The sequence below is a fragment of the Streptomyces aurantiacus genome, from assembly GCF_001418335.1.
In the GTDB taxonomy this organism is placed as follows: Bacteria; Actinomycetota; Actinomycetes; order Streptomycetales; family Streptomycetaceae; genus Streptomyces; species Streptomyces aurantiacus.
Genome location: NZ_LIPP01000094.1, coordinates 1 through 15,935, shown reverse-complemented (window position 1 = coordinate 15,935; position 15,935 = coordinate 1). Strand labels below are relative to the sequence as shown.

The 15,935-nt window shown below is 69.5% G+C and carries 16 protein-coding genes and 1 pseudogene; 10 read left to right on the top strand and 7 right to left on the bottom strand.

The annotated features are described in order from the left end of the window. The first annotated feature begins 227 nt into the window (after positions 1–227). Positions 228–974 carry a DsbA family protein gene (locus AOK01_RS13850; protein WP_245702240.1) on the top strand — a complete coding sequence of 249 codons (747 nt, stop codon included), beginning with the start codon at positions 228–230 and terminating at the stop codon, positions 972–974. A gap of 19 nt (positions 975–993) precedes the next feature. Here the strand turns inward: AOK01_RS13850 and AOK01_RS13845 are convergent, their stop codons facing one another. Next, positions 994–1,857, bottom strand: coding sequence for a nitroreductase/quinone reductase family protein (locus AOK01_RS13845; protein ID WP_055511320.1), 864 nt, complete (start codon positions 1,855–1,857; stop codon positions 994–996). 546 nt (positions 1,858–2,403) lie between these two features. Between AOK01_RS13845 and AOK01_RS13840 the strand changes: the two genes are divergently transcribed. Both AOK01_RS13840 and AOK01_RS13835 read left to right on the top strand, forming a co-directional pair. Further along, complete coding sequence (locus AOK01_RS13840) at positions 2,404–2,799, top strand: hypothetical protein (protein ID WP_055511318.1); 396 nt, start codon at positions 2,404–2,406, stop codon at positions 2,797–2,799. Between the two features lie 386 nt (positions 2,800–3,185). Then, positions 3,186–3,755, top strand: a complete 570-nt coding sequence (locus tag AOK01_RS13835) for a hypothetical protein (RefSeq protein ID WP_245702239.1) — start codon at positions 3,186–3,188, stop codon at positions 3,753–3,755. Positions 3,756–3,774: 19 nt separating this feature from the next. On the opposite strand, the pseudogene AOK01_RS13830 reads toward AOK01_RS13835, so the two are convergent. Beyond that, a pseudogene (locus AOK01_RS13830) lies at positions 3,775–4,032 on the bottom strand (NUDIX hydrolase); the annotation flags it as partial. Positions 4,033–4,387: 355 nt separating this feature from the next. Between AOK01_RS13830 and AOK01_RS13825 the strand changes: the two are divergent. The 4 genes from AOK01_RS13825 to AOK01_RS13805 all read left to right on the top strand — a co-directional run bounded on the left by AOK01_RS13825 (position 4,388) and on the right by AOK01_RS13805 (position 7,580). Beyond that, a complete protein-coding gene (locus AOK01_RS13825; protein WP_055511316.1) occupies positions 4,388–5,194 on the top strand; it encodes an SDR family NAD(P)-dependent oxidoreductase in 807 nt (268 codons plus the stop codon). 550 nt (positions 5,195–5,744) lie between these two features. After that, positions 5,745–6,257 (top strand): helix-turn-helix domain-containing protein, encoded by a 513-nt coding sequence (locus AOK01_RS13815; RefSeq protein WP_055511314.1) that lies wholly within the window; start codon positions 5,745–5,747, stop codon positions 6,255–6,257. Positions 6,258–6,449: 192 nt separating this feature from the next. After that, positions 6,450–7,046 (top strand): hypothetical protein, encoded by a 597-nt coding sequence (locus AOK01_RS13810; RefSeq protein WP_055511312.1) that lies wholly within the window; start codon positions 6,450–6,452, stop codon positions 7,044–7,046. A 192-nt stretch (positions 7,047–7,238) separates the two neighbouring features. Then, the gene (locus tag AOK01_RS13805) at positions 7,239–7,580 is read left to right on the top strand and encodes a DUF2516 family protein (protein ID WP_055511324.1); all 342 of its coding nucleotides are present in this window, start codon (positions 7,239–7,241) and stop codon (positions 7,578–7,580) included. A 211-nt stretch (positions 7,581–7,791) separates the two neighbouring features. Here AOK01_RS13805 and AOK01_RS13800 read toward each other — a convergent pair whose 3' ends face one another. The 3 genes from AOK01_RS13800 to AOK01_RS13790 all read right to left on the bottom strand — a co-directional run bounded on the left by AOK01_RS13800 (position 7,792) and on the right by AOK01_RS13790 (position 12,001). After that, entirely contained in the window at positions 7,792–9,363 is a 1,572-nt protein-coding gene (locus tag AOK01_RS13800; protein ID WP_055511310.1) for a PP2C family protein-serine/threonine phosphatase, read from the bottom strand. A gap of 458 nt (positions 9,364–9,821) precedes the next feature. Further along, complete coding sequence (locus tag AOK01_RS13795; protein ID WP_055511309.1) at positions 9,822–10,928, bottom strand: C40 family peptidase; 1,107 nt, start codon at positions 10,926–10,928, stop codon at positions 9,822–9,824. A gap of 245 nt (positions 10,929–11,173) precedes the next feature. Further along, positions 11,174–12,001, bottom strand: coding sequence for a class I SAM-dependent methyltransferase (locus AOK01_RS13790; protein WP_107099809.1), 828 nt, complete (start codon positions 11,999–12,001; stop codon positions 11,174–11,176). A gap of 294 nt (positions 12,002–12,295) precedes the next feature. On the opposite strand from AOK01_RS13790, the gene mshA reads away from it, so the two are divergent. Both mshA and AOK01_RS13780 read left to right on the top strand, forming a co-directional pair. After that, positions 12,296–13,633 carry a D-inositol-3-phosphate glycosyltransferase gene (gene mshA, locus AOK01_RS13785; RefSeq protein WP_055511305.1) on the top strand — a complete coding sequence of 446 codons (1,338 nt, stop codon included), beginning with the start codon at positions 12,296–12,298 and terminating at the stop codon, positions 13,631–13,633. Beyond that, positions 13,626–14,150 carry a type III secretion system chaperone family protein gene (locus AOK01_RS13780; protein WP_055511304.1) on the top strand — a complete coding sequence of 175 codons (525 nt, stop codon included), beginning with the start codon at positions 13,626–13,628 and terminating at the stop codon, positions 14,148–14,150. The genes mshA and AOK01_RS13780 overlap by 8 nt, the downstream gene beginning before the upstream one ends. Before the next feature lie 18 nt (positions 14,151–14,168). Here AOK01_RS13780 and AOK01_RS13775 read toward each other — a convergent pair whose 3' ends face one another. After that, positions 14,169–14,990 carry a helix-turn-helix transcriptional regulator gene (locus tag AOK01_RS13775; protein WP_055511302.1) on the bottom strand — a complete coding sequence of 274 codons (822 nt, stop codon included), beginning with the start codon at positions 14,988–14,990 and terminating at the stop codon, positions 14,169–14,171. On the opposite strand from AOK01_RS13775, the gene AOK01_RS13770 reads away from it, so the two are divergent. After that, positions 14,989–15,528, top strand: coding sequence for a DUF2000 domain-containing protein (locus AOK01_RS13770; RefSeq protein ID WP_169800132.1), 540 nt, complete (start codon positions 14,989–14,991; stop codon positions 15,526–15,528). The two genes, AOK01_RS13775 and AOK01_RS13770, sit on opposite strands and share 2 nt — an antisense overlap. A 27-nt stretch (positions 15,529–15,555) precedes the next feature. Here AOK01_RS13770 and AOK01_RS13765 read toward each other — a convergent pair whose 3' ends face one another. Then, positions 15,556–15,822, bottom strand: coding sequence for a DUF2191 domain-containing protein (locus tag AOK01_RS13765; RefSeq protein ID WP_055511299.1), 267 nt, complete (start codon positions 15,820–15,822; stop codon positions 15,556–15,558). Positions 15,823–15,935: the final 113 nt, after the last annotated feature.

Below are 15,935 nucleotides of genomic sequence, written 5' to 3'. Positions count from 1 at the left end.
AGGCAAGGGTGGGGACGGGCGAGGGCTGCATCGGCTGTATGTCGTACTGACGCGGGCGGTGTCCAGGCTGGACGTCGTACATGCGCGGCCGTTGCCGTTCGAGTGAGCGAGGCTTCCACAGCAGGCGCCATCAGGCGTTGCGGCAGGGGCAGTTGGGGCGCAATGAACTGTGTGTTTGTTGTGGGAATGGTCTATGGTCACGCTGTTCTCTGGGGAGGGGATGACGCATGGTGCGTGGGGGGCGGTGGGCCGTGCTGTGCGTGGCGATGCTGACGCTGGCGGGGTGCGGTCAGGCCGAGTACGGGGCCGGGTCGGGGGCCGGCTCTGGGGCCGGGTTCGAGAGCGCGCAGGAACTGCCGGAGAAGCTCGGCAAGGACGGCACCACCATCCTGGTGGGTGATCCGGACGCGAGGGTGACGGTCAGGCTGTACGAGGATCTGCGCTGTCCGGTGTGCGAGGAGTTCGAGACCACCGGCGGCGCCCGGGCGTTGCGGAAAGCGATGATCGACGGGCAGGTGAAGACCGAGTACACCCTCGCCTCCTTCCTGGACGACAGGGTCGGCGGCAGTGGCTCCAAGAAGGCGGCCAACGCCCTGCGTGCCGCGCTGGGGGAGGGCAAGTTCGTGGAGTACCACGAGGTGCTTTTCGCCAACCAGCCCGAGGAGAGCGTCGACGGCTACACCACCGCCAATCTGCTGGAACTGGCCGACGAGGTGGAAGGCCTGCGCGGCCCGGCGTTCGACACGGCCGTGAAGACCATGAAGTACCGCACCTTCGTGACCGCCTCCGAGAAGGCGTACGAGCGGGCCGGGGGAGCCGAGGAGCCCGAAGGACCGGGAACACCCACCGCTGTGATCAACGGCAAGCGGATCACCGTGGAGTACTACGGCATGCTCTTCGACAACAAGATCTTCGACGCACTGCTGCAGCAGATCTACGACACCCCCGGATCGTGGAAGAACACCAGGCTGTGACCCCGCTTCCGAGCGCCTTCTAGGAACTGCCGGAGACCGGCCCGGCCGACGCGTCGAGGGCGGGGATCAACTGCGCCTCCTCGTACGCGAGATGCGCTTCCAGGGCTGCGGTGAGCCGCTCGACCTCGTCGCGTACGTGCCGGGTGTCCGCCGAGCCGCTGCCGATCACCTGCTTCAACTCGGCTGTCAGGGCGGCGATGTTCTCGTGCTCCGCACGCAGGCGGTCCATGGTCGGGTCGAGCCCGGGGCGGCGGTCGGCCAGGAACGGAAACAAGATGGTGTCCTCGCCGGTGTGGTGGTTGTGCAGGCCCTGGCAGAAGGCCAGGCAGTTGACGCGGAGTTGGGCCCCGAGTGTCGCGCCCGCCTCGTCGATCTCCCGGCGGATCAGGACGAGTTCGCGGCGGAACGCGTCGTGTACCGCCTTGATGATCTGGCCCATGGAGGAGGCGTTGATGTCCGGCGGGCCGCTGTGTGCGATCGGGTGAAGCGCGACGACCGGGATCACCTGGCTGGTCCCGGCCTGGTACTCCGCCCAGCCGGAGTCGGCCTCGACCGCACGGGCGAAGGCGTCGTCGCGGTCGGCACCGTTCAGGACTTCGGCCTTGGCCTCGTACGTGAACACCCCTGACTCGACGGTGACGTGCGGGTACGCGACGAGATTGTGGAACCAGTCCGGATGCTTCGGCGCACCGCCGGCCGAGGCGATGACCAGCACCCTGCCGTCTCCGTCGGGGTAGTAGCCGACCGGTGTGGTGTGCCGGTCGCCGGAACGGGCCCCCGTGGTGGTGAGCAGAAGCAGCCGGGCCCCCTCGAAGTGGTCGCCGACCTGCCCGGCGTTGGCCCGGAATTCCTCGATGACCTGCTGGTTGAATTCGTTGGGCATTCTCTTCTTTCTTCTCGGTGCATTCCGGAAAATGGCATGGTGAATCGCCACGCGGCGAATTGGGTGGTGAAGTGTGCGGGTGCGTTGGGTAGTGAAGTGTGTGGGCGCACGGCAGCGGGCCCATGGGGGGATATGCCTGGGGTTACATCCAAGGAGGACGTAAGGAGGCATGCCCATGGGGGCGGTGGGGTGGTGGCGCGGTGCGCGCTGGAAAAGGGCGGCCCTCTGGCCCGCCCGGGCCTCACTCGGAGGCCGGGAACCCTACTGTTTGTTGGCCCATGGCCGACCCGGCAGTCACGGGGGAAAGGTTAAGGGAATTCGTGCGTGCAGGCAATGCTTTGTATTCGGCGAAACCGAATACAGCTCCGTTGGCTCCGGGGCGGTCGCCCTCGGACGGCCCCGGTCAGCCTCCGGCTGGTCGCCCTCCGGTTGGTGGGTGCACGGCCGGTGGGTGCACGTCCGGTCGGTCCGTGGTGCAACCCCGTTCGGTGACAGTGACCGGTTCGCGGTGGACCGCCGACACCCGTCCGTGGTCGACTCCCTGCCATGAGTCTGTCGGTCGATGTGTATGTGCCCCTTGCGGAGGGCGGCATCGAGGTGCTGGACGTTCCGCCGGGAAGCTCCGATGCGGCGGGCCGGGAATGTTGGCGTACCGAGGTGTGGGGGTCCGAACCGGTCCGCGCGCTGGGTGCGCGGTTCCTGCCGCGGCTGGCCACCGAGGACCTCACCGTGGCACCGGACGAGGTGGCCGACTTCATCGCCGAGTGCGACCTCGTCCGTACGCACCTGGCGCGGATCGCGGAGCACCTGCGGGCGGCACCGGAGACGGGACCGCGGCAGTCCCCCTCCCAGCGCGCCGACGACGTGAGCCGGCGCCTGGACAACATCGTGGACGCGGCCCGGCGGGCGTCGGATGTCGGGGGCGGGGTCATCATCTGGTAGCCAACGGCTTCCATGGCTCCATGGGCAGCTGCTCTTCCGGCATCGCATCGAGCGGCTTGGCGCACAGGGGCGGGCGGCGTGGTCGGTCACCCCCGGAGCCGGGCCAACAGGCGCCGCGAAGCCGGTACGGGACTTTCGGCGCTTCTGGCTCGCTGGGCGAGCCGGTATGCGTCGGCTTGCCTGATGAGTTCCTGGAAGCGGATCCGATGCAACGCGAAGCTGCCTTCGTGCACGACACCGATGGTCGACAACCCCATGCTGGCCCTCCTCCCTCATGCCGAGCACGTCACCCGGCCCGACCGATGCTGCGGCCTGTCCCAAGGTGAAGGTCAATGAGGTCAACGAGTTCAGCGAGTTCAACTACAGGTTCTGTTCAGGTCGGTCCGGTGCACATTCCTTCAGGAGGACCTGGCGGCAGCGACGAGGGACTCGGCTCGACGGGAGCCATCGGTCCGCTGCGCTACGGCGTATCCCTCACGGACATCGCGGCGACGCTGGGCCCGCCGTGGGACATCGGCCGCGTCAGTAAGCGACGCCGTTGGCCGCACCTGTTCTCCTACGGCGACGTCGAGCTCTGCGTCTGCCGCTGCCGCCTCATCACGTCGATGTGCGTCCAGACCTGGCGCGACACGATCAGCCTCCCGGACCCCCACCAGCCAGGGACAGTCGTCTCCCACCCGGGGCAGCTGACCCACCGCGAGATCACCTCGGCTCTCGAAGCGACGGGATGCCGTTGGCAGTCGGTCACCCTGAACCAACCGCCAGGGCAGACGGCGCTGCGGACAGAACCGACCGGGACCGCTTTCACGTTCCGCACCGAGGGCACCCCTGAACCGCTCCTGGAGTCGGCCGGCATCTGGATGAGCACGCACAGATGCGTGCCCCCAGCCCCCGACGCTCCGGACGACGGCTTCGGAACAGCCACCGCGGCCGGCTGCCCGAGCCGCTCCGAGTAGACCCACAAGGTGAGAAAGATCAGGAGGGCGCGGTCCGGAACGCGAGATACCGGCTGAAGGCCTCGTGACTGTCAGGGGTGAAGCGCCACTCCCGCAAGGCCGAGCCGAGCTCCGACTCGCTCAGCCAGCCAAGCCAGGCGACCTCATCGGGATCGGGGACCACGGCGTCCGGCACCACGGCTTCGTGCACACCGAGCCAGTGAGGGCTCAGGCCGCTGAGATTGCTGAACGTGAACAGCAAGCGCGGCAGCACACGAACGCCCAGCTCTTCGACCAGCTACCCCGCCCGATGTCCGAGCGAACAGCTGCACACCGAGGTGCTTTTCCAAAAGTGCCGATCTGCTGCGACAAGGACGGCTGCGTGACGCGCAGACGCTCAGCAGTCGCTGTCATGGAGCCTTATTCGGCCACAGCCAGAACGTATTCGTGTTGCCGCAGCGGCAGGTGCATCCGCTTCCACTTTCCGGCGGCATAGACAATGTCAATCTCAGGCATGTGCTGACACTATTTGCCTCTATGTCTCGCGGATCCTAGCGTGGCGCATATCCGGTGGATCGCCGCCGCCGAAAGCGGTGCAGGTGCCCCGGAGGCCCGCGTCACCCGGACGCTCACTAAATGGACGGAAATGGCAAATGGCAAATCAGACAGGTGTTGGTCGCGGTGACGGAGTACCGCCGAAGAACGCCGATTCGAGACTGGCGGGAAAGGTCGCGCTCGTGACGGGTGCTTCCAAGGGCATCGGGGCGGGCATCGCGCGGGAATTCGCTGCGGCCGGAGCGTCGGTCGTGGTCAACTACGCCTCCAGTGCCGCCGACGCCGAGCGGGTGGTGCAGGACATCCAGGCGCGAGGGGGGACCGCGATCGGCGTACAGGGCGACGTGTCGGTGGCGCGGGATGTCGAGCGCCTCTTCGCCAGGACCGTAGACGCGTACGGCCGGTTCGACATCCTCGTCAACAATGCCGGTGTCTATCACGCACAGCCGCTGGAGACCGTCACGCAGCAGGAGATCGACCGGCAGCTTTCCGTCAACGTGACCGGACCGATCCGTACGATCCAGGAAGCCCTCAAGTACTTCGGGCCCGACGGCGGGTCGGTCATCAACATCGGATCGCTGGACAGCGCCCGCGCGGTGCCGGGGATGTCGGTGTACGCCGCGACGAAGGGCGCCGTCGACGCCTTGACGCGAGTCCTGGCCGCCGAGCTCGGCCCTCGCGGGATCCGAGTGAACACCCTGGCCCCTGGTGGTGTGGAGACGGAAGGTATCCACGCGGCCGGCTTCATCGGCAGTGACGCCGAGACGGACATGATCGGGCGCACCCCCTTGGGCCGTATCGGTCAGCCCGCGGACCTGGCGCGGGCGGCGGTCTTCTTCGCCTCCGACGACGCCGCATGGGTCACCGGAGAGCGCCTCACCGCCTCTGGCGGCCTGCGAACCTGACACACCTGACACACCTGACACACCTGACAACGCCGGAGTCTGCAGACCCGCTCCGCCCGCCGTCCCGGCGGCGCACGAAGTGATCCAGCGTGTGGCTGACCCGCCGACTCCGGCCGTCATACCGCCACGACAACCGAAACGGCTGCGAGACCAGCCCGCCCACCTCCGGCTCGGCATCCAGCCGCATCAAGTGGCTCAGCTCCACCCGCGACTCGTGCCCCCCCGATTCCGCGCTGGTCGCAGCCCAGTACCAACCCGAAAAATGGCGCTGCCCCCGGTGCGACGGGGAAGCACGCACCTGCTCAGCCGACTCGAACCGGACCGGCCACATCACCTCAAGCGGCCCACCACACGAGGCACCGCACCGGATGCCTGAGATCGAACGAGACGTGCCACCAGATGCCTTACGACGACCGGGACTGCCTCGACTACACAGAGACAGGCCGGTGGGCCGTACAGGTACAGGCCGGCTTCGGCCGTACGAGTGGCGTAGCGCACTATTGCAAGCAGGTGCTTGCAATAGTTAGCGCGGGTGATGCAGGGTAGGGGCATGGCAACGCTCAACGTCGGCAATCTTGGTGAGTACCTGCGGGACCAGCGGCGCAACGCGCAGCTGAGTCTGCGGCAGCTCGCCGAGGCCGCCGGGGTGTCCAACCCGTATCTGAGCCAGATCGAGCGCGGGCTGCGCAAGCCGAGCGCGGAGGTGTTGCAGCAGGTCGCCAAGGCCCTGCGGATCTCCGCCGAGACGCTGTACGTCCGTGCCGGCATCCTCGACGCCGAGCGCGACCGGGACGAGGTGGAGACACGCGCCGTCATCCTCGCCGACCCGACGCTCACCGAGCGGCAGAAGCAGGTGCTGCTCCAGATCTACGAGTCCTTCCGCAAGGAGAACGGATTCGAGATCAAGGCCGTCGAGGACGCTCTGGACGGAGACGCCGAAGACCCCGTCGTTGACAGGGCCCACCCGGCCGACGACAGCGATGCCGCGCAGAACGACCCGCACGACCCGCACGACCTGCCCGACCTGCAAGACACGAATGACCAGCAGTCCTCCGCGAGCTGACCGCGTCCGGCGCGGCCGGGTGCGGCGTGATCGGCCCCCTTCCTGAACCGGTCGGCCGGCCACGGATCAGCGGAGTAACGAAATACCCACATGCCGAAGTAACCGAAGTACCGAAGCAACGAAGTAACCGAAGTACCTACAGACAAGACCCTCACGCCCCACGCGATAGCGAATTCCGGGAGGACCATCACCATGGCCATCACCGACGACCTGCGTAAGACCTTCAGCGACCCGACCCCGCTCTACTTCGCCGCCGGTACCGCCGAGCTGGCCATCCAGCAGGCCAAGAAGGTGCCGGGCCTCGTCGAGCAGTTGCGTGCCGAGGCGCCGGCTCGCGTCGACGCCGTTCGGAACATCGACCCCAACGCCGTCCAGGAGAAGGCCGCCGCCCGCGCCAAGGAGGCGCAGGAGACCCTTCAGACCAAGGTGAACGGGTTCATGAGCACGCTGGACACCGACCTGAAGAAGATCGGTGAGACGGCTCAGGACCTCGCCCTGCGCGGTGTCGGCGTCGCCGCCGAGTACGCCGTGAAGGCGCGCGAGACGTACGAGAAGGTCGCCGAGCACGGTGAGCAGACCGTGAAGACCTGGCGCGGCGAGACGGCCGAGGAGATCGAGGAACTGGCTGTCGCCGTCGAGCCGAACCCCGAGCCGGCCGAGGTCAAGGCCGAGAAGCCCGCCGAGGCCAAGGCCGTGCCCGCCCCGGCGAAGAAGGCCCCGGCCAAGAAGGCTCCGGCCGCCCGTAAGACCACCGCCACGGCCAAGAAGTCGACGCCGCCCGCTAAGTAGGAAGTAGGACCCCATCCGCGAAGTGGGTGGAAGCGAGCGGCCACGACGTACGTCGCAACGGACGTACGCCATGACAACGGACCCGTGTCACGTGAACGGGTCGGGCACTCCGGGCACTATCGGAGTTCCTGGCCCGTTCTGCGGGTACGGTGACCGCGTAGGGACGACGACTCGACTCGGGTGGTGGGCAAAGTGCTCTTGACAGCATTCGGCGGCCTTATGTGGCTGCTCTTCACCGCCATGCTGCTGCTGGCGGTGGCGGCGCTCGTCATGGCCGGTCTGGCCCGCGATGACGCCTACCGCGCCGCGAACAAGCAGAGCAAGATGTTCTGGCTGATCATTCTCGGTGTCACGGTGGCCGTGAATCTTCTGGTGCCCATGCTCTTCCTGCAGATCGCCGGGCTCATCGCCACGATCGTCTTCTTCGTGGACGTCCGGCCCGCCCTCCAGCAGGTCTCGGGCGGCGGTCGCGGCGGCCGGCGGGGCGGAAGCAGCAGCGATGGTCCGTACGGGCCCTACAACGGCGGGCGCTGAGCAGCCCCCGAGCCCCAGGCCCCTGTTCTGCTGAGCCCCAGGCCCCAGGGTCCCGGTTCTGCCGAGGGGCCCAGCCCTTCGATGAGGTCAGGGCCTTCGTGAGGAGGCCCCCGCCTTCGCTGAGGCCAGAGACTTCGACGGGCCCCGAGCCCCCTCGAATACCGGTGGTTACGTCCACACCGGCGACCACCGTCTCACCGGAACCGGCGCCTTACGTCACGCGGTCCAGCAGCAGCACCGCTACGTCGTCCGTCAGCTCTCCGCCGTTGAGGTCCCGTACCTCGTTCACGGCGGCCCGCAGCAGTTCCTCGCCGCGCAGGCCCTGTGCCAGCTGGCGGCGGACCATGTCCACCATCCCGTCCTGGCCCAGCCGCTCCTTGCCCTCGCCGGTGCGGCCCTCTATCAGGCCGTCCGTGTAGAGCATCAGGCTCCACCTGTCGCCCAGCTCCACCTGCTGGCGCGGCCACCGGGCATTCGGCAGCAGACCGAGCGCCGGGCCGCCGTTCTCGTACGGCAGCAGGTGGGCGACGGGCGGCGCCTCGACCCGGTCGGCCCCGGCAGTCCCGTCGATCCCGGCGACCCCGTCAAGCCCGGCGACCCCGTCAGTTCCGTCGATTCCGTCGGCTCCGACCAGGGCCCTGGAGCGGGCCGGGTGTGAGATCAGTGGCGCGGGATGGCCCGCCAGGCACAGGCCCGCGCTGCGGCCGTCCGGGGCGATGTCCACCGTGCAGAGCGTCGCGAAGATCTCGTCGCTGTCGCGCTCGTGCTCCAGGACCTGCTGCAGCGTCGACAGCAGCCGGTCGCCGCACAGGCCCGCCAGCGTCAGCGCGCGCCAGGCGATCCGCAGCTCCACACCGAGCGCGGCCTCGTCGGGGCCGTGACCGCAGACGTCGCCGATCATGGCGTGCACGGTGCCGTCGGGGGTGCGGACCGTGTCGTAGAAGTCGCCGCCGAGCAGCGCGCGCGAGCGGCCGGGCCGGTAGCGCGCGGCGAACCGCAGCGAGGAGCCCTCCAGAAGCGGCGTGGGCAGCAGCCCGCGCTCCAGCCGCGCGTTCTCCTGCGCGCGCAGCTTGGACTCGGTCAGCCGTCGCTCGGCCCGGTCGGAACGCTTGCGCTCCACCGCGTAGCGGATGGCGCGGCTCAGCAGCCGGCCGTCCAGCTCGTCGTGGAAGAGGTAGTCCTGGGCTCCGACGCGCACTGCTTCCGCGCCGAGCTCGGTGTCCTCGGACGCGGTGAGCGCGAGTACGGCATGCCGGGGCGCGAGCCGCAGCACATGCTTGAGCGTGGCCAGCTCGTCGTCCGCCGCAGCCGCCCCCGCCTCCGCAACTGCCGCCCCCGCGTCTGTCCCCGTCTCCTCGGCCGTAGCCGTCGGACCGGGCGTCCGGAGTGCGAGGTCGAGCAGGATGCACTGGATGTCGTCGGTGAGCAGCCGCTCGGCCTCGGTGAGGTTGCGGGCGGTACGGACACGGATCTGCTTGCCTGCCGCGTCCCGGAGCTCGGGCACGGTCAGCGCGCCGGCCGGGTCGTCCTCGATCACGAGCAGCGTCAGCGGGGCCGTGCCGTTGCCGGCACTGCCGTGGTGGACACCGCCTCTGTGGTCGGTGTCGTCGTCGCCGTGGGAGGCGTGGCCGTCTGTGCCGTGCCTCGTCGAGGACGGTTCCTGGCCGGACAGGGTGCCGGGTGCGGGCTCGGACTGTGCCGGTCCACCGGATGGGGACGCGGCATGGGCCTGTCCACCTTCCACGGCGGGGATCGCTCTCTGCCGCGGTACGGGTACGGGCATCGTCTTGGGTTCCTTCCCTCCCCCTGAGGGCACGGCGGGTCGAGGGATCTCGATCCACCGACGGGGACCATAGCGTCAGGCGCCGTCACAAAGGAATGGCGGCGGGCCGGACGCGTTGAAAACAGCCACCGTCATATGCCGCATCCCGTACCGCAATTGGGCACGACGCGTGCTCGTACGGGATGACGTACATCACGCCCCGGAGGTTGAGCGCCGACCCTGAACGTGCCGCATATCACGTGTTACGGATCACGTGTTGCCAATCACGTGTTACGGGCCCGGGTTACCGATCACCCTGGCGACGGCGGAGGATCACCGGCGACGGGCACGAGCCCGGTACCGGGTACCTGGTACCAGGTACCCGGCACAACCGGGGGAGCGAGCGCCCCGGCCGCCGTTAGGCCCTCCGCCAGGCTCTCCGGCCGACCTGCTGGTTCTCCGGCCGGCCCGGGCGGGCGTCACTGGTCGGGGCGTACGACCCCGAGTATCGGCATCGAGCCCGCCCCCGCGATCGTCACCGTACGACCGGGGCGAGGTGCGTGGATTATCGCGCCGTCGCCGATGTACATCGCCACATGGCTGGCGTCGGCGTTGTAGATGATGAGGTCGCCGGGGCGCATGGCCTCAACGGCGACGCGGTCGAGCTGCTTCCACTGCTCCTGCGAGGTGCGCGGAATGCCCTGCCCGGCCGCCGCCCACGCCTGAGAGGTGAGCCCGGAGCAGTCGAACGTCTTCGGCCCCTCGGCGCCCCACTCGTACGGCTTGCCGATCTGCGCCGTCGCGTACGCCACGGCTTTCTTGCCCTCGGCGGAGGCCTTGCCGCTGATCTCGTCGAGGATGCCGGAGCCCAGCCAGGTCGTCTGCGCCTTGTACGCGGCCCGCTGCTCCAGCTTCGCCAGGCGCTGCTTCTCTTCCTTCTTCAGCTCCGACTCAAGCTTCTCGGCGGCGGCGATCTGCTCCTTGACCTTCTTCTTGGCCTTGGCCTTCGTCTCTCGGTTGGCCTCAAGCTTCGACCACTGGGCCGCCGCGTCGCGCGCGTACTGCTCCAAGTCCTGTTGCGTACGGCTCATTTCGGCGAGCAGCCCCTTGGACGCCTGCGCCCCCTGGCGGATCCGGCCCGCGCCGTCCAGGAAATCCTCCGGGTCGTCGCTGAGCATCAACTGCGCCTCGTCCGGCAGCCCGCCGCCGCGGTACTGGGCGCGGGCCGCGGCGCCCGAGCGCTCCTTCAGATCGTCCAGCCGGGCCTTGCCCTCGACGATCTCGCGCGCGAGCCCGACGATCTGCGAGGACTGCTCCTCGGTCCGCTCCTCGGCGAGGTTGTACGCGTCCGTGGCGACCGCCGCGTCGTGGTAGAGCGCGTCCAGCTTCTCGCGGACCGCTTCGAGGTCCTTGGTGCTCGTGGGTGTTGAACTCGGGGCCGGGGTCAGGTCCGGAGCCGAGGTCGGAGCGGTCGGTGTGGGTGTCGGCGTCGGGGCCGCGTAGGCCACGACCGGCGCGGACAGGATGGTTGCCGCGCAGGCCAGGGCGATGGCCGTAATGGTCAGGCTCCGCATACCGGATCCCATGAACCGACCCCCAAACTGATTTACCGTCAGTAACTTACGAACGCCTCGGGGATGGTGCCATGTCGGCGCGCAATACGACAGAGACGGGCAAGAACTCCCTCTTCCCCGCCGACCGTTGCCGCTCATGCCTGCCGATTCCCTCCCCCTCACTGCCCACCCGCCGCTGATGTCCCTCGCGTTCCCCGTCAATGTGACGAACGACTCAGCGAGATCGTTCCCGTCGGACGCCCTCGCGGCTCGCGGTCCTACGCGGACGTGGACGCGGACGTGGCCGGTGCCAACGCCTCCCACCGCACCGTCACTTCACCCTGCCGCCAGCGCGGCGCCCCGTCCGTGACCGGCCAGTCGGCCGCCAGATCGCGGACCGCCCGGATCCAGCGCTGACGGGCGCCGTACGAGGCGTACGGCGCTGCGGCCGCCCACGCGCGGTCGAAGTCCCGCAGGAAGGCATGCACCGGCTCGCCCGGGACATTGCGGTGGATGAGGGCCTTGGGAAGACGTTCGGCCAGGTCGGACGGGCGGCCCAGGGAGCCGAGGCGGGTGGCGAACGTGACGGTCCGCGGGCCTTCGGGGCCGAGCGCGACCCACACGTGCCGCCGGCCGATCTCGTCGCACGTGCCCTCGACGAGGAGCCCGCCGCGCGAGGTGGCACCCGCCGGTGCCAGGCGGGCGCACAGCCGTGCCCACACCGCGGCGACCTCGGCCTCCTCGTACTGCCGCAGGACGTTCGCCGCGCGGATCAGCGACGGCCGCGCGGGCAGCGGGATCTCGAAGCCGCCGTGCCGGAATTCGAGGCCGTCGCGCTCGTACGGCTTCGCGGCGGCGACCCGGGCAGGGTCGATCTCGACGCCCACCACGCGCGCGCGTGGAGCGACGGTACGCAGGCGCTGGAGCAGCTCCACCGCGGTCCAGGGGGCCGCGCCGTATCCGAGGTCGACCGCCAGGGGATCGTCGGCCCGGCGCAGTTCGGCGCCGTGGGTGGCCGCGATCCAGCGGTCCATGCGGCGGAGGCGGTTCGGGTTGGTGGTCCCGCGCGTCACCGTCCCCACGGGGGTCGCTGCGCGGGCTCTCATGAGGTCAAGCGTAGGCGGTGCCTTTGTGGGAACTCTCAGTCGGTGCCGTCGCCGTGGTCGACGTCGGTCGTGAGCGTGGAGGATCGCACGCGCCTACGCGTACGCAATACAGCCTCGAACGGTTGAGCGATGACCGGCAATGATTCGGCAAAGCGGAAATGAGGCGCGACGTTCCAGTGTTCAAGGACTTGAGGGGTGTTTTCCGCCCGTACACCGGCATGCGGGCCTGTCGGTATGCCCGCAGCACGGTCCGTGACATTCGCAGCAGGTAGAAGGCAGAAAGAGGAACGCCACGTGAGTCAGTACGTGAGCAGGCTCGGGCGCCGCTCGACGGCGGCGTCTTCGAGGCTCCGCCTGCACCGCAGGCCGCGCCGCGTGGCGATGCTCTCCGTACACACCTCACCACTGCACCAGCCCGGCACGGGCGACGCGGGCGGCATGAACGTCTACATCGTGGAGCTGGCACAGCGCCTCGCCGCGATCAACATCGAGGTCGAGATCTTCACGCGCGCGACCACCGGGACCCTGCCCCCCAAGGTGGAGCTCGCGCCCGGCGTGATGGTCCGGCACATCGACGCCGGCCCGTACGAAGGGCTCGCCAAGGAGGACCTGCCCGCCCAGCTGTGCGCCTTCACGCACGGCGCGATGCAGGCCTGGGCCGGCCACCGCCCCGGCTACTACGACCTGGTGCACTCGCACTACTGGCTCTCCGGGCACGTCGGCTGGCTGGCCGCCGAGCGCTGGGGCACCCCCCTGGTGCACGCGATGCACACCATGGCGAAGGTCAAGAACGCCGCCCTGGCCGCGGACGACACCCCCGAGCCCGCCGCCCGCGTCATCGGCGAGACCCAGATCGTCCGCGCCGCGGACCGCCTCATCGCCAACACCGCGGAAGAGGCCGACGAGCTCGTACGGCACTACGAGGCCGAGCAGAGCAAGGTCGCGGTCGTCCATCCGGGCGTGAACCTCGACCGCTTCCGCCCGGCCGACGGACGCGCCGCCGCGCGCGCCAGGCTCGGCCTCCCCCAGGACGCCCTGATACCGCTCTTCGCGGGCCGCATCCAGCCCCTGAAGGCCCCCGACGTGCTGCTGCGCGCGGTCGCCGTCCTCCTGGAGGAGCGTCCCGACCTCCGTTCGCACATCGTCGTGCCCGTGGTGGGCGGCCCGAGCGGCAGCGGCCTCGCCAAGCCGGAGGGGCTGCAGAAACTCGCCGCGCGGCTGGGCATCGCCGACGTGGTGTGCTTCCGGCCGCCGGTCGGCCAGGAGCAGCTCGCGGACTGGTTCCGGGCCGCGTCCGTCCTCGTGATGCCTTCCTACAGCGAGTCCTTCGGGCTCGTCGCCATAGAGGCGCAGGCGAGCGGTACGCCGGTGCTCGCGGCGGCGGTGGGCGGCCTGCCGGTCGCGGTCCGCCACAAGGAGACGGGCTTTTTGGTGCCCGGCCACGATCCCGTCGACTACGCGCGCGTGCTGCGCGATTTCGCCGACAACCGGGCGCTCGCGGAACGGATGGGCGCGGCCGCCGCCTGGCACGCGAAGTCCTTCGGCTGGGACACGGCCGCCGCGGCCACGGCGGACGTCTACATGGCGGCGATGCACGAACACCGCCGTCACGTACGCTCCCACCATGGCTGACGTGGAGCGGGTGGTGGAGCGGGCGGCGAGCACCATCGAGGAGGTCCTCAAGGACGCCGAGCTGGAGTGGGAGAGCCCGGAGCCCGGCCATTTCGTGGTGAAGCTCCCCGGCACCCGAAAGCTGTCGACGACCGTCTCACTGATCGCCGGAAGGCACTCCCTGTCGCTCAACGCCTTCGTGATCCGGCACCCGGACGAGAACGAGGCGGGAGTGCACCGCTGGCTCCTGGAGCGCAATCTCAGGCTCTACGGCGTGGGGTACGCGGTCGACCGGCTCGGTGACATCTATGTGGCGGGCAAGCTGCCGCTGGCCGCCGTCACCGCCGACGAGGTCGACCGGCTGCTCGGCTCGGTCCTGGAGGCGGCCGACGGCAGCTTCAACACTCTCCTGGAACTGGGTTTCGCGTCCGCGATCCGCAAGGAGTACGCCTGGCGGACGTCGCGCGGCGAGTCGACCCGCAATCTGGACGCGTTCAGCCACCTGACCCGCCATCCGACCCGGCGTTCGACCGACTGACGGTCGCAGTGTGTCGGCTCAGCGCGAGCTGACGCGGTAGCGCCCGGGAGCGACCCCGACCAGGCGCTTGAAATGACGGTTCAGATGCGACTGGTCGTAGAAACCGGTCTCCGCGGCCACCGCGCCCGGCGTGCGGCCTTCCAGCAGCAGCCGACGCGCCCGCTCCACCCGGCGCGACATCAGGTACTGATGCGGGGGTATGCCGTAGGCGCCGCTGAACGCCCGCACCAGGTGGGTGGGGTGCGCGTGCACGAGGCGGGCGGCCTCCTGGAGGGTCACGCCCTCGTGGAGACGCTCGTCGAGGAGCTCGCGCAGCCGGTGGGCGAGGGGACGGTCGGCGCCCCGGGCGTCCTCCCTTGCGTCCTCCTGGGCGGCCCTGGCGATCCCGGGCCGCAGATGCCCGCGCAGCCGCTCGCCGATCAGGGCCAGCCTGCTCTCCGCCTCCAGTTCGTCCCCGGGGTGGGCGAGAGCGGTGTGCAGCTGCCCGACGCGCTGCCGCAGCACGGGATCGACGAGGTCGGGGGTGTCCACTGCCGGACCGATGTACGTCTCGTCGAGCCGGCTGAGGTCGAGATACAGGACGCGCTTGCGAAAGCCGTACGGGGTGACCGGCGAGCCGTTGTGCGGGATGTGCGGCGGCAGCAGCGAGACCGTGCCGTCCGGGGTGCCGTGCTCGTGCCGGTCGAGGTCGTACCGCACCGCGCCGTCGTCGACGATCAGCAGGGTCCACGCGTCATGGACGTGCATCGGATACGCGTACTCCGTGAAGTGGGCGTGGAAGACCTCCACGACACCCGGCACCCGCGGGCGCCAGGCAGAGACTTCACGCTGGGCCACCATGCAAAGAACGTACAAGACGGGAACGTACGCGGCGCGGCAGTCTCAGCCCATGAACGCCGAACACCTCCCTGCGGAACCCGCTGACACCGAGCCGGTTCACACCGGACCAGTTCCCACCGAACCGCCCGTGCGCTTCGACACGAAGATCGCTGTCCTGCTGCGGGAGGACCTGGAGACGTGGCAGCGGCTGAACGTGACCGCGTTCCTCGTGAGCGGCCTGGGCCCGTCGGTCCCCGAGGTGGTGGGGGAGCCGTACGCGGACGCCGACGGTGTCGGCTACCTGCCGATGTTCCGCCAGCCGGTGCTGGTCTTCGAGGGCACGAAGGAAACGCTGACGGCGGCCCACGGCAAGGCTGTCTCCCGGGCCCTGCCCCGCGCGCTGTTCACCTCGGACCTGTTCACCACGGGCAACGACCGGGACAACCGCGCGGCGGTACGAGCCGTACCGACAGCGGAGCTGGACCTGGTGGGCCTCGCGGTGTACGGCCCGCGCAACGCGGTGGACAAGGTGGTGAAGGGGGCGCGGATGCACCCCTGAACTCCTGTAGTCAGGGCGACACAGTGGTCAGGCCGGTGGTGAGGAGCCCGGGTCCGGTACGTCACCGAGTCGGACCTGGGAGGCAGCGGGCTCCTCGATGACCGAGAGATCGATCTCTCCCTCAGCGACCATCTGCCGCATCCGTTCCACAGCTTCGGCACGCCGACGGCGATCGACGATCTCCCGGAGCGCGGCGTTCGCAGTGTCCTTCCCTCCCGCCCTCCCGCTCGTGCCGAGGCGGCACGCGGCTTCGGCCAGGGCCTTGTCATCGAGGTCGATCACTGTGCGGGACACAGGGCCTCCGGGGGCGTAGCGCTACGAGGCCTGGGTGGGCCAGTAGGGCACCCAGCCGTGGGCGAGCCGCCCCGACCTTTATGCGCGGGGGCGGCTCGTTCCTGGGGCAGGGG